The sequence below is a fragment of the Haloferax sp. SDI50 genome (genome assembly GCF_059802635.1).
Map to the genome: position 1 here is coordinate 2,810,736 of NZ_JBPULL010000001.1, position 17,001 is coordinate 2,827,736.

General features: G+C 69.5%; 17 protein-coding genes and 1 pseudogene. 6 read left to right on the forward strand and 12 right to left on the reverse strand.

Annotated features, from left to right (window positions below; translation table 11 throughout):
• Position 1: 1 nt before the first annotated feature.
• The 4 genes from ACSR87_RS14885 to ACSR87_RS14900 form a co-directional block, all read right to left on the reverse strand.
• Positions 2–901, reverse strand: a complete 900-nt coding sequence (locus tag ACSR87_RS14885) for a 1,4-dihydroxy-2-naphthoate polyprenyltransferase (protein ID WP_498531077.1) — start codon at positions 899–901, stop codon at positions 2–4.
• 220 nt (positions 902–1,121) lie between these two features.
• On the reverse strand, positions 1,122–2,081 hold the full coding sequence (locus ACSR87_RS14890) for an NAD(P)/FAD-dependent oxidoreductase (protein ID WP_498530995.1): 960 nt from the start codon (positions 2,079–2,081) through the stop codon (positions 1,122–1,124).
• Position 2,082: 1 nt separating this feature from the next.
• Entirely contained in the window at positions 2,083–3,312 is a 1,230-nt protein-coding gene (locus ACSR87_RS14895; RefSeq protein WP_498530996.1) for an ABC transporter substrate-binding protein, read from the reverse strand.
• Positions 3,313–3,435: 123 nt separating this feature from the next.
• Positions 3,436–4,353, reverse strand: coding sequence for a 1,4-dihydroxy-2-naphthoyl-CoA synthase (locus tag ACSR87_RS14900; protein WP_008574226.1), 918 nt, complete (start codon positions 4,351–4,353; stop codon positions 3,436–3,438).
• A 122-nt stretch (positions 4,354–4,475) separates the two neighbouring features.
• Here ACSR87_RS14900 and ACSR87_RS14905 point away from each other — a divergent pair, with 122 nt between their 5' ends.
• Both ACSR87_RS14905 and ACSR87_RS14910 read left to right on the forward strand, forming a co-directional pair.
• On the forward strand, positions 4,476–4,940 hold the full coding sequence (locus tag ACSR87_RS14905) for a hypothetical protein (protein WP_498530997.1): 465 nt from the start codon (positions 4,476–4,478) through the stop codon (positions 4,938–4,940).
• Positions 4,933–5,475, forward strand: coding sequence for a DUF7965 family protein (locus ACSR87_RS14910; protein ID WP_498530998.1), 543 nt, complete (start codon positions 4,933–4,935; stop codon positions 5,473–5,475). Before ACSR87_RS14905 ends, ACSR87_RS14910 begins: the two co-directional genes overlap by 8 nt.
• A gap of 9 nt (positions 5,476–5,484) precedes the next feature.
• Here the strand turns inward: ACSR87_RS14910 and ACSR87_RS14915 are convergent, their stop codons facing one another.
• From ACSR87_RS14915 to ACSR87_RS14930, 4 genes are all read right to left on the reverse strand, one after another.
• Positions 5,485–5,997: a hypothetical protein gene (locus ACSR87_RS14915; RefSeq protein ID WP_498530999.1), complete on the reverse strand. Its 513-nt coding sequence runs from the start codon at positions 5,995–5,997 to the stop codon at positions 5,485–5,487.
• A 75-nt stretch (positions 5,998–6,072) separates the two neighbouring features.
• Positions 6,073–7,821 (reverse strand): 2-succinyl-5-enolpyruvyl-6-hydroxy-3-cyclohexene-1-carboxylic-acid synthase, encoded by a 1,749-nt coding sequence (gene menD, locus ACSR87_RS14920; RefSeq protein WP_498531000.1) that lies wholly within the window; start codon positions 7,819–7,821, stop codon positions 6,073–6,075.
• Positions 7,822–7,879: 58 nt separating this feature from the next.
• Positions 7,880–9,211: an isochorismate synthase gene (locus tag ACSR87_RS14925; protein WP_498531001.1), complete on the reverse strand. Its 1,332-nt coding sequence runs from the start codon at positions 9,209–9,211 to the stop codon at positions 7,880–7,882.
• A 175-nt stretch (positions 9,212–9,386) separates the two neighbouring features.
• Positions 9,387–9,980 carry a sulfite oxidase-like oxidoreductase gene (locus tag ACSR87_RS14930; RefSeq protein WP_004063338.1) on the reverse strand — a complete coding sequence of 198 codons (594 nt, stop codon included), beginning with the start codon at positions 9,978–9,980 and terminating at the stop codon, positions 9,387–9,389.
• A 182-nt stretch (positions 9,981–10,162) separates the two neighbouring features.
• Between ACSR87_RS14930 and ACSR87_RS14935 the strand changes: the two genes are divergently transcribed.
• The 3 genes from ACSR87_RS14935 to ACSR87_RS14945 all read left to right on the forward strand — a co-directional run bounded on the left by ACSR87_RS14935 (position 10,163) and on the right by ACSR87_RS14945 (position 12,505).
• Positions 10,163–10,375 carry a ribbon-helix-helix domain-containing protein gene (locus ACSR87_RS14935; RefSeq protein WP_004043463.1) on the forward strand — a complete coding sequence of 71 codons (213 nt, stop codon included), beginning with the start codon at positions 10,163–10,165 and terminating at the stop codon, positions 10,373–10,375.
• Positions 10,376–10,433: 58 nt separating this feature from the next.
• Positions 10,434–10,712 (forward strand): UPF0058 family protein, encoded by a 279-nt coding sequence (locus ACSR87_RS14940; protein ID WP_004043462.1) that lies wholly within the window; start codon positions 10,434–10,436, stop codon positions 10,710–10,712.
• 140 nt (positions 10,713–10,852) lie between these two features.
• Positions 10,853–12,505, forward strand: a complete 1,653-nt coding sequence (locus ACSR87_RS14945; protein WP_498531002.1) for a rhomboid family intramembrane serine protease — start codon at positions 10,853–10,855, stop codon at positions 12,503–12,505.
• 76 nt (positions 12,506–12,581) lie between these two features.
• Here ACSR87_RS14945 and ACSR87_RS14950 read toward each other — a convergent pair whose 3' ends face one another.
• The 3 genes from ACSR87_RS14950 to ACSR87_RS14960 form a co-directional block, all read right to left on the reverse strand.
• Entirely contained in the window at positions 12,582–13,208 is a 627-nt protein-coding gene (locus ACSR87_RS14950; protein WP_498531003.1) for an METTL5 family protein, read from the reverse strand.
• Complete coding sequence (locus ACSR87_RS14955; RefSeq protein ID WP_498531004.1) at positions 13,208–13,603, reverse strand: DUF7961 family protein; 396 nt, start codon at positions 13,601–13,603, stop codon at positions 13,208–13,210. The genes ACSR87_RS14950 and ACSR87_RS14955 overlap by 1 nt, the downstream gene beginning before the upstream one ends.
• A 230-nt stretch (positions 13,604–13,833) precedes the next feature.
• Positions 13,834–14,817 carry a lamin tail domain-containing protein gene (locus ACSR87_RS14960; RefSeq protein ID WP_498531005.1) on the reverse strand — a complete coding sequence of 328 codons (984 nt, stop codon included), beginning with the start codon at positions 14,815–14,817 and terminating at the stop codon, positions 13,834–13,836.
• Between the two features lie 141 nt (positions 14,818–14,958).
• Here ACSR87_RS14960 and ACSR87_RS14965 point away from each other — a divergent pair, with 141 nt between their 5' ends.
• Complete coding sequence (locus ACSR87_RS14965; protein WP_004043457.1) at positions 14,959–15,912, forward strand: transcription initiation factor IIB; 954 nt, start codon at positions 14,959–14,961, stop codon at positions 15,910–15,912.
• A 65-nt stretch (positions 15,913–15,977) separates the two neighbouring features.
• Here ACSR87_RS14965 and ACSR87_RS14970 read toward each other — a convergent pair.
• A pseudogene (locus tag ACSR87_RS14970) lies at positions 15,978–17,001 on the reverse strand (flippase activity-associated protein Agl23); the annotation flags it as partial.

The window sequence follows — 17,001 nt, forward strand, 5'->3', positions numbered from 1 at the left end:
GTCACGCGAGCACGAGGCCGACCGAAAAGAGGACGGCGTAGAGCGCGAGGAGTTTCCCCGTGTCTTCGAGCGCGGGGTTGAGCTTCTCGCCTTTCGTCTCGGTCACGACGGTCCGTGCGATTCGGGCCGCGACGGGCATCGAGAACACGGGCAACAGGACGTACCAGTCGAAGCCGGCGCGGGTCCAGAGATAGACGGGGACGGCGTAGGCGAGCGCGAGCATGGTGACGTACTCGGCGCGGGCGAAGCCGTAGCCGAACCGGACCGCGAGCGTCCGCTTGCCCGTGGTCGCGTCTTCCTCCTTGTCGCGGACGTTGTTCACGACGAGGATGTTCGTGGAGATGGCGGCGATGGGGAGGCTGGCGAGGACGGCGACGAGCGTGACGGTTCCCGCCGGAATTCCGACGGAAAGCGGGGCGGCGAGGACGCTCGCGGCCTGCACGTAGAACGTGCCGACGACGGCGACGAGGCCGAAGAAGACGAAGACGAACAGGTCGCCCAGACCGTGGTAGCCGAGGGGGTACGGGCCGCCGGTGTAGGCGATGCCCGAGGCGACGGAGAGCAGGCCGATGACGAGGATAGCCACGCCGCCGACGTAGACGAGATAGGTGCCGAGGAGGACGGCGGCGGCGAAGGTGAGGTACATCGCGCGCTTGACCGCGGACGGCGGGATGAGTCCGCCCGCGGTGACGCGAGTGAAGCCCTCTCGAGCCTCGGTGTCAGCGCCCTGCACCGCGTCGTAATAGTCGTTGGCGAAGTTGGTCCCGACTTGGATGAGAAGCGCGCCCACGAGCGCCGCGAGCGCGGGCAGCGGGGCGAACAGGTCGGCGTGGACGGCCACCGCGGTGCCGACGACGACCGGCGCGGCGGCCGCCGGAAGCGTCTGCGGCCGCGACGCCATCACCCACGCCCGCCTGCGAGAGATGTCCTGCGTGCTCATGGTCTGCATACGAGTGCCGGAGCAGTGAGTAAGTTCCTATCCGAAAGCGCGCGACGCCGAGGCGGTGAGTGGGAGAACACGGTCGCTCGGCGGTCGCGCCGGCTCCGACGCGGCACTCGCGTCCCGCGTCGGCGACGACGTGGTCATCGCTGTCGGCCGACGGGGATTGGGGAGCACCCCGCTACTCGGGACCGGCGTCGGACTCGGAATCAGAGGCGGACCGGGCGTCGAAGCCGAGACGGGCGGCGAGCCGCTCGCGGCCCCGTTCAGCGCGCGCTTCGACCACCTCCTCGGAGACGTACATCTCGCGTTGGCGCTCCACGTCGGCCTCGCGGAGTTCGCGGAGTCGCTCTTCGGAGAGGTCGCAGTCGTCGGGAACCCGGCTGTCGAACCGCTCGCGCCAGTCGTCGCGGGCGGCCGCGTCGTCCGCGAGTTCCGCTTCGGGGCGTATCCAGTCCCAGTGGCGCGCGAGGTCCTCGGGATAGCCCTGTTCGAGGCGGTGGTCGGTGATGACCGACCGCCCGACGCGCGCGCCCTGTCCGGCCGACATGATGGCCTGAAGGTTGACCTCGCTCACCGGCGCGGCGACGTACAGGCCGTCGATTACGGTCCGGCCCTCGATGTCGGCGTAGTCGCGGTCGAACTTCGTCCGCGTCTCGCCGTCGTGCTCGTAGGTGACGAACATATCGTCGTCGCCGAGCGGTTCGAGGAAGTCGCCGCCGTAGCGGGCGGCCGAAACGACCCGCCTCGCGGTGACGGTTTCGCCGCTTTGCGTCGTGACCGCGAAGCCGGGGCGGGTGGCGTCCGGGTCGCCCCCGTCGCCACCGGCCGGTTCGACCGCCTCGACGAGCTCCGAAACGAGGTCGCAGCCGGCCGCCTCGGCGTGGTCGTGGATGAGTCCGTAGAACGTCTCGATGTCGACGCCGCCGGGGAAGCCGAGGTAGTTCTCCAGATACGCGCAGCGCTGGAGCGACGACCGGCCGCGGTCGAAGACGACGGTGTCGAGGCCGTACCGGCCGGTGAAGACCCCCGCCGAGCAGCCCGTCGGCCCGCCGCCGACGATGGCCACGTCGTAGTCGAACGCCGCCGCTTGCGGCTCCGTCGCGGTCTCCGCCTTCTCGGAGCGCCCGGCGTCCGCCATCTCAGAACTCCCCGTTGACGATGTCCGCGACGCGCTGGCGGTCGAACAGTTCCGCGTCGCCCGTCACCTCGCCGAACTCGTCGGGGAACAGCTGCTTCGCGGCGCGCTCGGTCAAGAACAGGTTGTGAATCGGGCCCTGATTGAGGTAGCCGCCGCGGTAGACTCGGCCGTTCTGGACGGCCGTCAACTCGCCGCCGACGGGGTGGTCTTCCATGTACGCGAGGACGGTGTCGCGGAACTCCGCGGCCGTCTTGCGCTCGTGGCCGCGGATGAGAATCACGTCGGGGTCGACTTCGAGGAGGTTCTCGTAGTCGAGTTCGCCGCGGTTGGTCGTGCTGAGGTTCTCGATGTCGGTCCCGGTGAGCGCGTCGGTGACGCCGAGGTCGTTCCACTGCTTTTTGCTCGTGCCCTTGTCGTTGAGGCGGTACGGCGAGAACGTCGAGGGCTCGGTCGTCCCCTCGTAGGTGAGAAAGACGTTCGGGCGCTCGTCCGCCGGCGGCAGCCGCGACTGTATGTCCGCGATGAACTCGTCGTGGAGCGCCGCGAACGCCTCGTAGCGGTCCTCGCGCTGGAACACTTGGGCGACCTTCTCGAACGCCTCGTAGAGCGTGTAGTAGCGGTAGTCGTGCCAGCCGTCCGACCGCCGGAAGATGAGGTTGCCGACGAACGGGGCGACGTTCTCCGCGATTTCGTCTACGTCCGCTTGGTCCCAGTCGAACCAGTTGATGAGCATGTTCGGGTCGTAGAGGTGGACGTCGTTGTCGAGTTCGTAGAACTCCTCTTTCGTCCTGACCTCGGGGTACGCCTCGATTTGCTCGCGGTCGACGCTCACGCCGGGGAGTTCGTCGTAGACGTAGGTGTAGTACCGACCCGCGCCGCCGACGCCGGTCACCCCGTCGCCGACGCCGAGCGCGACGGCCATGTCCGCGTAGCCGCCGTCGTAGGCGGCCCACGACTCGGGAACCGAGTCGAACGTGACCTCGCCCATCGGCTCCATCGTCACCGAGTACGAGTCGGCCGCCTCGGCCGTGTCGGTCTCCGTCTCGGTGTCGGCCGCGGTGGTGGTCTCGGCGGCCGCCTCGGTCGTCGTCTCGGCCGCGGCGGTCGTCTCGTCGCTTCCCGACGAGTCCGACGTACAGCCGGCGAGCATCCCGGCCCCGAGCGCCGTGCCGCCGTACCGAATGTAACTGCGTCGCGTGAGTCCGTCGTTCCCGGTGGAGTTGTCGTCCATAGGATTTAGGCTACCCTAAACGCACAAGAGCGTTGCTATTTTTCGGCGTGCCTAAACAGTGGCGGAGCGACGTGTTTCGGCGCTTCGACGGGAGGTCGGTCCGCCGCCGGCGGCGTCAGCGCCTCAGTAGTGCCACGGGTAGTCGCGGAATCGGGGTTCGCGCTTTTCGAGGAAGGCGTCGCGGCCCTCCTGTGCCTCCTCGGTCATGTAGGCGAGTCGGGTCGCCTCGCCGGCGAACACCTGCTGGCCGACCATGCCGTCGTCGGTCATGTTGAAGGCGTACTTGAGCATCCGCATGGCCGTCGGGGACTTCTTCGTCATCTCGTCGGCCCACTCCAGCGCCACGTCTTCGAGGTCCTCGTGGGGAATCGCCTCGTTCGCCATCCCCATGTCGACGGCCTCCTCGGCGGAGTAGGTCTTCCCCATGAAGAACACCTCGCGGGCCTTCTTCTGGCCGACCTGCTTGGCGAGGTACGCGGAGCCGAAGCCACCGTCGAAGGAGGCCACATCGGGGTCGGTCTGGAGGAACTTCGCGTGCTCCTCGGAGGCGAGCGTCATGTCGCAGACGACGTGCAGGGAGTGGCCGCCGCCGACGGCCCATCCGGGAACGACGGCGACGACGGGCTTGGGCATGAAGCGGATGAGCCGCTGGACTTCGAGGATGTGCAGGCGACCGGCCTTCGCCTCGCGGACGAGCGGGTCGTCGGCGGCGTCGGCCTCGTCGTCGTCGCGGTACTCGTAGCCCGAGCCGCCGCGGACCGACTGGTCGCCGCCGGAACAGAACGCCCAGCCGCCGTCTTTCTCGGAGGGGCCGTTGCCCGTCAGGAGGACGCACCCGACGTTCGCGCGCTTTCTGGCGTCGTCGAGCGCGGCGTAGAGTTCGTCCACGGTGCCGGGCCGGAAGGCGTTCCGGACCTCGGGGCGGTCGAACGCGATGCGGACCGCCGGCACGTCGACGGCGCGGTGGTAGGTGATGTCGTCGAACTCGTCGGACCCCGGGACGGGCTCCCAGCGGTCGGGGTCGAAAATCTCCGAGACCATACCGAGAGGCGGCGCGGGCGGCGCAAAAAGATTCGCTTGCGGCCGCGGTTCGGAAGGTGGCCCGCCGCCTGACCGCTCCCGCGGCCCGGAGCTATTTGTCAGTGCGTGAACGACTCTCGCGTATGTCGGCCGCGACCACCCTCCTCGTCAGATTCGTCCACGTCGTCGGAATGGCGCTCGTCTTCGGCGGCGCGGCGTTCGCGTGGGCGACGCTCAGAGCCGGCGGTCCCGGACGCGCGGACGCCGGCGGCTCGACCGCCTCTGGCGGCGACCAGACCCCGTTCGCAGCCCTCTACGAGTTGGTTTTCTGGGCGGCGATGGGTGCGATGGTCGTCACCGGCGTCGGCAACCTCGGCGCGCTCGGCCCGCCCGGACCCTCCGGACGCTGGGGGTCGCTCCTGACCGCGAAGCTCCTCGCGGTGACCGCGTTCGTCCTCGGGTCGTTCGTTCGGACGCTCGTCGTGTTCAGGCTCCGGCGGAGCGGCCCGACTGGTTCGGGGCGCTCGCTTCTCGCCAAGAGCTACGGCGCGACCGCCGCCGCGCTCCTCGTCCTCGTCGCGCTCGCGGAGGTGCTGGCGCATGGGTGAGGCCGCCGGCGGCGTCGGGGAGCGGGGGCGCTTCGAGGCGTGGGTCGTCTCGTCGTTCAACCTCGTCGCGCTGAGCCTCGTCGGACTCCTCACGGCCCACGCGAGCGGCGCGCTCGAAGGCGAACTCGCCAACTTCGGGACGCTTCCGGGCGTCGCCGTCTTCGCGTACCTGTGGCTCCTCACCGCGGCCGCGACCCGGTGGGCGCTGGCGGACGGCGGGCTGGCCGACCTGCGAACCGGGCTCCGCGGCCTGTGGCGACTCGTCCTTCGCGGGTTCGCGGCGGGCGCGCTCATCGGGGCGGCGTTCCTCCTCGGCGTCGTCCTCGTCGGCGCGGTGCTGAACGGCGCGCCACTCGTCGCGCTGGCGCTCATCGCGCTCATCGGCGTCGCGGCCGCGAGCGTCGTCGGCGGCGTCATCGGTGCCCTGTCGGTCGTCCTCGACGCCGGCTGTTACTGGGCGGCCGGGCGGCTCGTCGGGCGGTGGGCGGAGTCGGACGGCTCGGGGCGGGGCGGGCCGCCGACGCGGAATGAGTGAGTCAGTCAGTCAGTCCCGAAGCGGCCCGCGCGGACTCGTCAGCCACGACGCCAACCCGACGAGCATCGCGCCCGCGATGCCGACGAGGAAGGCGGTCGCCCCGGCAAACGACCCGTACGCGACGAGTCCGGTCCCGACGAACGCGGTGGCGAGCGACCGGCGACGACCCATCGACTCGGGGTAGCCGACGGCTTTGAACCGCGCGAGCCCCCACGCGACCACGGCGACGAGCGGCGCGAGACCGAGGCCCGTCAGGGGCCGCTGGATGACGAACCAGAGGACGGGGAAGGCGACCACGACCGCGACGAGCGCGAGCGTCCCGCGGCGGCCGAGCGCCGGGGGATAGCCGCGCTCTACGAGGTCCGAGAAAAGTACCACGCCGACGGCGACGGTCGCTCCCGCGAAGACCCCGGAGAGCGGTTCGTACGCGACGACGGTCGCGTAGGCGAACGCGAGGACACCGAGGAATCCGGCGACGGCGTAGACGCTGCCGCGGTACTGGCGGAAGAGTCTGGAGGACATGTCGCCACGATTCGGAGCGCGGGAGAAAAGTCAGTCGGTCGACTGGTTCGGTCAGTCGGTCAGTCGGTCAGGCGGTCAATCGGACAGTCGCCCTCTGGCGCGGTCGGCAATGCGCTCGCGCACGCGGTGAGACGACTCGGCGTCGGTGCGGACCTCGATGACATCGGTCCCGTCGGTGGCGACCGACTCGGCGTAGGCGTCGCGGAAGTCGTCCGGGGCGACCGACGCGAACGAGAGGTCGTAGAGGTTCTCGGTGGCCGCGAAGTCGAGGCCGTGGGGCGTCTTGAACTGGTCCGTAAACGGCGGTTCGTACTCCTCGATGGGGAGCATGTGGAAGATGCCGCCGCCGTCGTTGTTGACGAGGACGATAGTCGCATCCACGCCGAGGCGACCGAGCGCGAGCAGGCCGTTCATGTCGTGGTAGTACGCGAGGTCGCCGGTCAGGAGCGTCAGGTGGTCGGTCGCCGCGGAGCCGGCTCCGAGCGCCGAGGAGACGATGCCGTCGATGCCGGACGCGCCGCGGTTGCCGAGGACCGTCCGGGACTTCGTCGAGGGACGCGCGAAGCGGTCGAGGTCGCGGACGGGCATGGAGTTCGAGACGAACAGCGTCGACGGCTCGGGCGCGAGGTCGGCCACGTCGGCCGCGAGTCGGCCCTCGAAGGCGTCTGTCTCGTCGTCGACGAGACTCCAGTAGGCGTCCTCCGCATCGGTCCACAGCGCGTTCCACGACTCGTCCGAGTGGTTGCGGATGAGTTGCGAGAGCCGCCACGCCAGCACCGAGGGCTCGGCCTCCACGAGGTCGGTCACGCCGAACTCGGCCTCGCGCCAGCGACCCGTCGGGTCGACGAGATACTGCCGGGCGTCGGTGCGCGCGAGGTACTTCCGGAGCGCCTTCGAGGTCGGGGACGCGCCGATGCGGACGACGACTTCCGGGTCGGCCCAGTCGGCGGTGACGCGCTCGTCGAGGTAGGCGTCGTAGCCGCCGAGGACGGTCGTCGTCCGGGTGTGGCCGCCGAATCGGAGCCCCGAAAGCGGGTCAGCGACGACCGGGAAGCCGGTCGCGTGGGCGAACGCGGCGACGGCCTCGGCGTTGAACCCCGGCGGGTCGGCGGGCCCGGCGACGATGAGTCCGCGGTCGACCGCGAGGTCGTCGGCCAGCTTTCGGAGGTGGTCGTCGGAGAGTTCCGGCGCGCCAGCGGTCGTCCTGACGTAGGGTCGGCTCCCGCTCCGGCCGTCGAGCGCCTCGGGGTCGAGGTCGGCGGGCACGTCGCCCTCGACGTACGTCGGTTCGAGCGGCTTTCTGAACGGGAAGTTGAGGTGGACGGGGCCGGCATCGACGCCGGTGGCCTCGGAGACCGCGCGGCCGGCGGTCGTCCGGAGGCTCCGGAGTTTCCTGTCGGTGGCCTCCGGTTCGGGCATATCCTTGTACCAGCGGACGGCGTCGCCGTAGAGCTTCTCCTGGTCGACGGTCTGGTTGGCTCCGCTGTCGCGGAGTTCCGGCGGGCGGTCGGCCGTGAGGACGAGCATCGGCACGCGGGCCTGCGACGCCTCGATGACCGCGGGGTGGAAGTTGGCCGCGGCGGTGCCCGAGGTGCAGACGATGGGCGTCACCTCGCCCGTGCGGCGGGCGCGGCCGAGCGCGAAGTAGGCCGCCGAGCGCTCGTCGAGGTGCGAGAACGTCTCGATGTCGTCGTGGCGGTCGAACGCCTCCGTGAGGGGCGTCGAGCGACTGCCGGGTGCGATGCACACCGCGTCGATGCCGGTGCGTGCCAGTTCGTCGGCGAAGGTCCGTGCCCAGAGGGCGTTTCGGTTCGGTGCTGTCATCTCGTCTGGGTCGTCTGTCTCGTCGTGGAATCGAATCGGGTCGAGGTCGGTCCCGAACTCAGTCGTCGCGTTCGAGTTCGTCGAGGATGGGTCGGTACTTCAGCTGCACTTCGTCCCACTCGGCGTCGGGGTCGGAGTCGGCGACGAGGCCGACGCCCGCAAACAGCGTCGCCAGCGTCTCCTCGACGATTGCCGAGCGGAGGGCGACCGCGAAACTGCCGTCGCCGTCGGCGTCGAACCAGCCGACCGGCGCGGCGTACCAGCCGCGGTCGAACGGCTCGGTGTCGCGAATCACGTCGAGGGCGGCCTCGGGCGGGAGGCCGCCGACCGCGGGCGTCGGGTGGAGCGCGTCCACGAGAGAAAGGACGTGTTCGTCGCGTTCGAGCGTCGCGTCGATGGGCGTCCAGAGGTGCTGGACGGTCGCGAGCTTCCGAATCCCGCGGTCACCGACGCGAATGTCGGCCGACAGCGGCGCGAGCTGTTCCCGAATCGTCTCCGCGACGAGTTCGTGTTCGTGGTTGTCCTTCTCGCTTCCGAGCAGTTCGTTCGCCAGCCACTCGTCTTCGTCGTCGGTGTCGCCGCGGCCGGTCGTCCCGGCGAGCGCGCCGGTTTCGACCTCGCGGCCGCGGAGCGAGACGAGTCGCTCGGGCGTCGCGCCGAGGAAGCTCGCCCCGCCGTTCGGCTCGACGAGGAAGCGGTGGCAGTCGGGGTACGTCCGGCCGAGGCGGGCGAGCAGGTCGGTCGCGGCGGCGGGGCGGTCGAGTTCGACTTCGAGCGCCTGCGCGAGGACGACCTTCCGGAGGTCGCCGGCACGGATGCGCGAGACCGCGGCGTCGACGCTCTCGTGCCACGCCTCGACGGAGGTCGTCCGGTGGCGGTTCGAGACGCCCGGCGGTCCCTCAGGGGGCGCGTCGTCGAGCGATTCGAGCGTCTCCCGGAGGTCGTCGAGTCGGTCGTCGACGCCCTCCGGGTCGGCGTCCGCGCCGACGCCGGTGACCGTGAGCCACGCGTCGTCGCCGTCGAAGACGACCTGCGCCTCGGGGACGACGAAGCGCGCGGCCGGGAAGTCGGCCCACGGGTCGCGGCCGGTCGCCTCCTCGTGGAAGGCGAGACCGCCGAAGAATCGAGGGCGGGCAACGTCGGGGCCGTCCACGTCCGCGCCGTCGAACAGCGCCGCCGCCGACCGGCGGACGCGCGCGAGTCGCTCGGGACCGTCGGCCTCGACGGCCACGGCGACGCCGCCGCCGACGACTGTTGGCTCGTCGGGGGCGGTCCACAGCGCCCGCGGGCGCCGCATCGCCGCGAGCGACGCCGAGACGGGCGGCGCAGACAGTCGAACCGACCTGCTGACGAGGTGAGTCCCCACCTCGTCGGTCCGCAACGGTTCCATCGACCGTGGCTCAGGACCGGGGACGCTTGAAACTCTCCCTTCTGTCCCGCGGGTGGGTTGGACGACCCCGGTCGAACGTGCACATCTGTCCACCGAGCGACAACGCTGGCGGACGAGACTCGAAGCGACCGCCGAACACGCCGAACACTCAGCGTCGGCGGACCGAAAACTCAGCTTAGCTGTACCGCTCTTCGTTCCACGGGTTCGCCGTGTTCGAGTAGCCGCGCTTCTCCCAGTAGCCGCGTTCGGGTTCGGTGAGGAACTCGACGCCCGAGACCCACTTCGCGCCCTTGTAGGCGTACTTGTGCGGGGTGACGACCCGGAGGGGGCCGCCGTGGTCGGCGGGGAGGTCCTCGCCGTCGTAGCCCCAGACGAACATGACCTCGTCGCGCATGCACTGGTCGAGCGGCAGGTTCGTCGTGTAGCCGTCCATGGCGTGGAACATCACGTGAACCGCGTCGTCGTCGACGCCGACCGCATCGGCGAGCGTCGGAAACGTGACGCCCTCGAACTCGCAGTCGAACTTGCTCCAGCCGGTGACACAATGGAAGTCCTGTACCTGCGTCTCGGCGGGGAGGTCGCGGAACTCGTCGAACGAGAGGTCGAGTTCGGTGTCGACCGCGCCCCACGCCTCGAACGACCACGTCTCGGGGTCCCACGAGGGCGTGCCGCTCTTGGAGAGGACGGGAAACCGCTGGGTCTCGCGTTGGCCCGGCGGGAGTCGGTCGTCGCCGAACTCCTCGTAGAGGTGGGTCACGTCGTTGGCCATGCTCGAATCTTCGGCCCGACGCACCTATCACTAACGACTCCGGACACCCGCAGGCGACCGGGGCGACGGCCGCACTAACCGAACGTAAGCGGGAATTCGCGTTCGCCCGGACGACCTTCGGAAAACCCGATTATTCCCCCGGTAGAGTTATATACGGCCCTTCCAAACCGACGGACGTTCAGATGCCCAAAGTAGAGATTACCGTGCCGGAACACCTGGAGATGCAGATCGTCCAACTCGTCGAGCAGGGCGAGTTCGTCAACCGCGACGAGGCCATCGAGGACCTGCTGTCGACCGGTATCCGCGCGTACAAAACGAGCGGTCCGATGTCCGACGAGGACCGCGCGTACGAAGACGACGGAATGATGGGCCACGAAGACGAGTACGTCTTCTGAGCCGAGTGACAGTATCCCCCAATAACGCTTAAACCGCCCTCGCACCTACCCAACGCTCATGCACAAGGACGAACTGCTGGAGCTGCACGAACAGATGGTTATCATCAAGGACCACTTCTCGGCCCGCGACCACGTCGATTCGAGCCTGTTCGACCCCTACGACGAGCTTGCGGTCGAGCCCTCCCACGTCCACAAATCGAAAAGCGAACACAAACACGCCGTGTTCGTGCTCGGCAACGCTCTCGCGACCGCGATGAGCGACGACGAGTTCTCCAGCGCGGGCCGCATCGGCAAGCGCATGGAGGAGTTGGCCGACGACGCCGAAGGCAAAATCTGAGCGGCCGTCGACCGCGACGCGCCTCCTGACCGACCGACGCGGAGTCGTCGATGACGCCGGCGTTCGTGTCGTTCGCTAGCACTACTCAAGCAGTTCTCCGCGGGTTTCTTTATCACCCGTTCGCACGACACAGGTAGCTCATGCTAGAGATACCGGGCTGGATACCGTTCCAGCGGCTCGCCGCGCTCCTCGCGCTTCTCGCGGCCGCCGTCGCGCTCGCCGTCGTCGACAGACCGAGTCGGCTCTCGGCGGCGCTTCGGCGGCGCTTCCTGTTCGGTCTCCCGCTCGGAACGCTCGTCAGCGCCGGCGGCGTCCTCCTCGTCTATCTCGTGGTGCAGGACGGCTGGTCGTCGTGGTATCGGCCCGTCGTCATCCCGTTCCGGGCGTGGTCGTACGTCTACCCGTCCGGGATGCTGACCGCCGCGTTCGCCCACTCCAGCCCCGGGCACCTCGTCGGCAACCTCGTCGGTACGCTCACCCTCGCCCCCGTCGCGGAGTACGCGTGGAGCCACTACCCGACGCGCCGTGGGTCCACGTCGTTCGGGTCGCTCCGCGAGAACCCCTACATCCGGTCGCTCGTCGTCTTCCCCGCGGTCGTCTTCGGCGTGGGGCTCCTCACCGCCGTATTCGCGCTCGGCCCGGTCGTCGGCTTCTCGGGCGTCGTGTTCGCGTTCGCCGGCTTCGCGCTCGTCTTCCGGCCGCTGGCGACCGTGCTGGCGTTCGTCTCCGGGCGCGTCGTCAGCCTGTTTTACAACGCGATGCTCTCGCCCGAGGTCGTCTCGTCGGCCCGCCCCGTCTTCTCGACGCCGTGGTGGTCCCAAATCGCCATACAGGGCCACGCCATCGGCTTCCTGTTCGGCGTCCTCCTCGGTGCGTGGCTCAGTCACCGCCGCGGGGGTTCGAACCCGCCCGCGCTCCGCAGTTTCGCCGGCGTCCTCCTGTTTGCCGTCAGCGAGTCGCTGTGGGCGGTGTACTGGTACCGCGGCGGCGAGACCTACGTGCTGTTCCGCGCGGTCGGGTTCGCGCTCGTCGTCGCGCTCGCGACCATCGTCGCGCTGACGGTCGCGGCGTCCGACAAGCCGCTTCGGGCGTACGCGCCCGACAACTCGCTGTTTTCGGCCCGTCGCTGGCAGGCCGGCCTCGCCGTGCTCCTCGTCGTCGTCGCGGCGCTGTCGGGGCCGGCGATGCTGTACAACACGTTCACCGCGAGCGGCGACGACCTGCCGGGCGAGAGCGTCACGGTCAGGGACTACGAGGTGACGTACGCCGAGGACGTGCCGAACGGGCTGACCGCCGTCTTCGACGTCGAACTGTTCGGCGAGTCGACGACGACCAACACCTCGGGGGTCATCGTCAAAAGCGAGCGGCGCGGCATCTGGACGACGGCCGTCTCGACGAGTCGACTGGCGTTCGACGGCGAGTCCGCGGTCAGAGTCGGCGGTCTCGGCTGGCGCGACCGGGTGACGGCGGTCCGCGACGGCTACGTCGTCACGGGCGCGGGAGTCGCCTACCGGGTGTTTCTCGTCGCCGACGGCGAGGCGCGACTGGCGTACGAGACCGGCCCGGTCCGGGCCGAACCCGTCGTCGCACGGCGGAACATCTCGGTCGTGCCGACGGCGACGGGCTACGACGTGCAGGTGTCGTCCGACAGCGGGACCGTCAGGGGGCCGATGCCGACCGAGAACACGACGACGACGCTCGATGGGGTTCGGTTCGTCCGCGAGAACTCCCTCGTCTTCGCTGAATCCCGGGGGACGAAAGTCCGCATCGCGCGACAGGAGACGTACAATTAGGGCGCGGTCGGCGGGCGATTCGTGCGGTGTCGGCGGGCGGTTCGCGCGGTGAGTGGTCGGCGGTGCGACCGCCGGCTCACCACTCGATTCTGAACACTTCGGCGTCGAGCTGTCGGCGGTCCTCGTCGTGGAAGTCGAACTGGCGGTCGAGGTCGAACGTCGCCCGGAAGGCGTCGGTGAGGTCGCCGCCGGCGTCGGCGACGAACGACTCGACGAACTCCTTGCTCCCCTCGTTGTGGACCGAATAGGACACGTCGGCGACCGACGCGACCGAGTCGAGGAAGGCCCGGTCGGCGTGTTCGTTGCCACGCTGCGCGCCGAACGGCGGGTTCATGAGCACCGTGACCTGCCGGTCGTCGGGGAGACAGAGCGGCAGGCGGGTGGCGTCGGCGCGAATCCAGTCGATGGGGGCGCTCGCGCCGACCCGGCGGGCGTTATCGGTCGCGGTTTCGAGCGCCGCGTCGTCGAGTTCGACGCCGACGACGCGGGCGGGCGAGCGGAGCGCCGCGCCGAGCCCGAGCATCCCGGTTCCGGAGCCCAAATCGAGGACCGTCGCGCCCTCGATGTCGCCGCGGAGGTCCGCGAGATGGACGAGATGCGCGGCGAGGTCCGGCGGCGTCGGGTACTGTTCGAGCGAGACCTTCGGGTTCTCGAAGCCGGCGACCACCGCCAACTGCGCCTCCAGCGCGGCCTTAGTTGCCATCAGCCGTCGATGGAACCTCGAAGCTCAAAAGCGACACCCTCGCGCCGGGCGCGCTCGCCCAGCGCCGCGAGCGCCGACTCGGCGTCGTCGGGGCGACAGCACTCCGCGACGTCGACGGCGACGCGCCCGACGCCGAGGAACGCGGCGGCGCGGACGTACTCGCGGAGGCGGTCGGACTCCGACTGCACCGCGAGGGGGTCGTCATCACCGAAACGGACTTCGACGGTGAGTTCGGCCGGGAGGTAGCCCTCCTCGGCGAGTCCGGCCTTCAGGTCGCGGAGATGCGAGGGAGCGGTCGACTCCAGACACGATGCGTCGAGGACGACGGGAGTCAGGTCGGCGGGACGACTGGCGGCGACGGCGGCTTCGACGGACGAGGATTCGAGCGTGCTCATGTTGCACACACATTTTCTCTAGTTATGTATATATCTTTGTAAATGCTCAGTAGTAATCTAACGGAGTGGATTCGCCGGTGCCCCGCGGATATTCCCGCGAACGTGACAACCTAGAGACTAATGATGGAAGATGTCGTACCGCCGTTGGGGGGAGCACGCTCCACCCCCATTCCCCTTGACGCCGCGCGGGCGGTTCTGCTCGTCTCCTCGAGGTTTTACCTAGACAGTGGCTACTCGTACGTGTACGCGAGCACTTCGTCGCCGGTGGCGTCCCGAACCGTGACCGTGTCGCCGCCGTTGTTCCACACCGCGCCGCCGCGGCCCCAGTAGACGTCCCCGTCGGTGTCGGTTCCCGACCCCGTGTGGAGCGTCAGCGATGCGCCGGGGTCGAGTTCGGTTCCCCCGGCGAACGTGTAGGTCGCGCCCGCCGCGTCGGAGACGGTCCACCCGGAGAGGTCGATGGCGGCGTCGCCGTCGTTCCGGAAGGTGACGTACTCCTCGTTCAGGTTGTCGTTGTCGTTCCCGGGCGCGTCGGCGACGACCGAAACCGAAAGGCCGTCGTCGGTGGTCGCGTCCGCGCCGCCCGCGGCCGCGCCCTCGGTCGCGCAGGACCAGAGGCCGACCCCGCGCTCTCTGGCGTCGCGCTCGGCGCGCTCGTAGCGCTCGCGCTCCTCGAACGAACTCTCGTAGAGCCGGGCGTGGCCCTCGGTGATGAGGTCGTAGTTGAACTCCGCGCCGTCGACGACGACGTACGCGAGGAGTCGGCCGTAGTAGCCGCGCTCGCCCGCTTTCTCGTCGTACCGGAGTTCGACGGTTCGGTCTGCGAGCCGGGATTTCGCGTAGGCGCTCGCGTCCTCGCCGGCCGCCCGGAGGCAGGTCCGCCCGGCCTCCGTCTCGGGGACGCCCTCGAACTCGTCGGGCGTGTTCTCGGCGTGGACCTCCGGCGTGTCGACGCCGAGGAGTCGCACCGTCTCGCGCGCGCCGTCGGGCATGACGACCTTGATCGTGTCGCCGTCGACCACCTCGACCACCTCGACTGTCACGTCGCCCGCGGCGGCCGCGGTCGCCGGCGACCCCGACTGCGATGTCGTCGCCGCCGTCTCCGTCGCGGTCGGTTCGGCCGTCGGCGTCGCGCCCGCGCCGCCCCCACCGAGACAGCCCGCGAGGACCACGAGCGCGACGACAACGAGTGTCGCGGTAGCACGTCTGACCATTCGATTCACCGTTAGTCAGGGAACTGTATAAGTAGATGCGTCCCGATTGCCCGAACCCGAACGCGGCGAATCGACAGACAGCGGCCTGTATCACATTTCTGTTACAAAGGTTTAAATTCACGCTCCACCAGAAACCTTTTAATGGAACGTCCGAGCCGGCAGCGTCAACGAGAGGAGGAGGCAACGGCACAAGAGGACGAGCAAGTCAACTGTCCGGAGTGCGGCTCTGACCAGATCGTCACGGACGCAGACCAGGGGGAGCTGGTGTGTGACGACTGCGGACTCGTCCTCGACGAGCGACAGATTGACCGCGGTCCGGAGTGGCGGGCGTTCAACCACTCCGAGCGGCAGTCGAAGTCGCGCGTCGGTGCGCCCATCACCGAAACGATGCACGACCGGGGGCTGACGACGACCATCGACTGGAAGGACAAAGACGCCTACGGTCGCTCGCTTTCCTCCGAAAAACGCTCGCAGATGCACCGCCTGCGCAAGTGGCAAGAGCGCATCCGAACCAAGGACGCCGGCGAGCGCAACCTCCAGTTCGCCCTCAGCGAAATCGACCGCATGGCGTCGGCGCTCGGCGTCCCCCGGTCGGTCCGGGAAGTCGCCTCGGTCATCTATCGACGCGCGCTCAACGAGGACCTGATTCGCGGCCGCTCCATCGAGGGCGTCGCCACCTCGGCACTGTACGCCGCTTGCCGTCAGGAAGGCATCCCGCGCTCGCTCGACGAGGTTGCGGAAGTGTCGCGCGTCCCGCAGAAGGAAATCGGGCGCACGTACCGCTACATCTCCCAGGAACTCGGCCTCGAACTCAAGCCCGTCGACCCCAAGCAGTTCGTCCCGCGGTTCGCCTCCGCGCTCGACCTCTCCGAGGAGGTCCAGGCGAAGGCGACCGAAATCATCGACGTGTCCGCCGAGCAGGGCCTGCTGTCGGGCAAGTCGCCGACCGGTTTCGCCGCCGCCGCCATCTACGCCGCGTCGCTTCTCTGCAACGAGAAGAAGACCCAACGCGAGGTCGCGGACGTGGCGCAGGTGACGGAAGTCACCATCCGGAACCGCTACCAAGAACAGATCGAAGCGATGGGCTTCCGCTGAGCGTCGGTCCGCCGACCCGACCCGCGACCCGGCTCGCCGTCACCGATTGAGACCGCCCGCGACACTCAGTTTTTCACGAACACCACGACCGACCGCCCCCAGAGGCCGCTGTCGTACTGGTGTGCGACGTAGCCGTCGAGCAGCGGCGCGACCGTCCCGCGCTCGTCGGCGGGCGCGATGACCACCGGCGGCATCGACGACCGCGATTCGAGCGCTTCCGGTGTCGCCGCCGACGCGGTGTCGGCCCCGAGACGCTCGACGTACCACGCCATCGGGAGTCGCTCGCCCCACGACTCGGGCACCGGCGGGTAGTCGGCCGCGCCGTCGGCGACGTACATCGAACTCCCGTAGTAGAGCACGTCCGGCCCCTCGTCGTCGGTCGGACCGACCCACGCAGAGAGGTTGTCGCGGAACGACGAGAACTCCGCCGACGGCTGGGCGAACTGCGCGAGTTCGGCGTCGCGGTCGCTCGGGCCGTACACCTCGCTCGACGCCACCGCGCCGGTCTGGACGACGAGCGCGAGCAGGACGATGACCGCGGCCGCGACGCGGGGCGCGTCCCGCGAGTCGAAGGCGCGCCGCCCCCAGCGGACGAGCGCCGCGAGGCCGACGCCCGCCGGGAGCGCGAGCGGGACGACGACGTAGACGCCGAGCCACGGCGCGGACACCTCGGTCAGCATGGGGACGAACACCAGCGACGCGCCGGCCCAGTACACCGCCGCCGACACCTCCGAGCGCGGCCCGCCGGCCGTGTAGCGGTCGACGAGGAACACCGCCGCGCCGAGGACGACGACCGGGAGCGCCGCCAACGCGAGCGTTCCGAGGAGGTCGCCGAGGTAGGGGAGGTACTCGTGGGTCCCGTCGGGGTAGCGGTCGACGACGCGGACGCCGACGAACCGCCGGACCGAGTCGAACAGCGCCGCGTCGACTGCGCCGAGCACCGTCCCCGGCGTGTAGAGGCCCGCGCCGTCGGTGTCGCCCGCCCGCGGCGCGAACGCGACGACGTAGACGGCGACGAAGACGAGGAGCGCGCGAGCCACGGGGGTCGCCGCGCCGCGGACTCGGGCGGCGTACTCACCGAGGCGCATC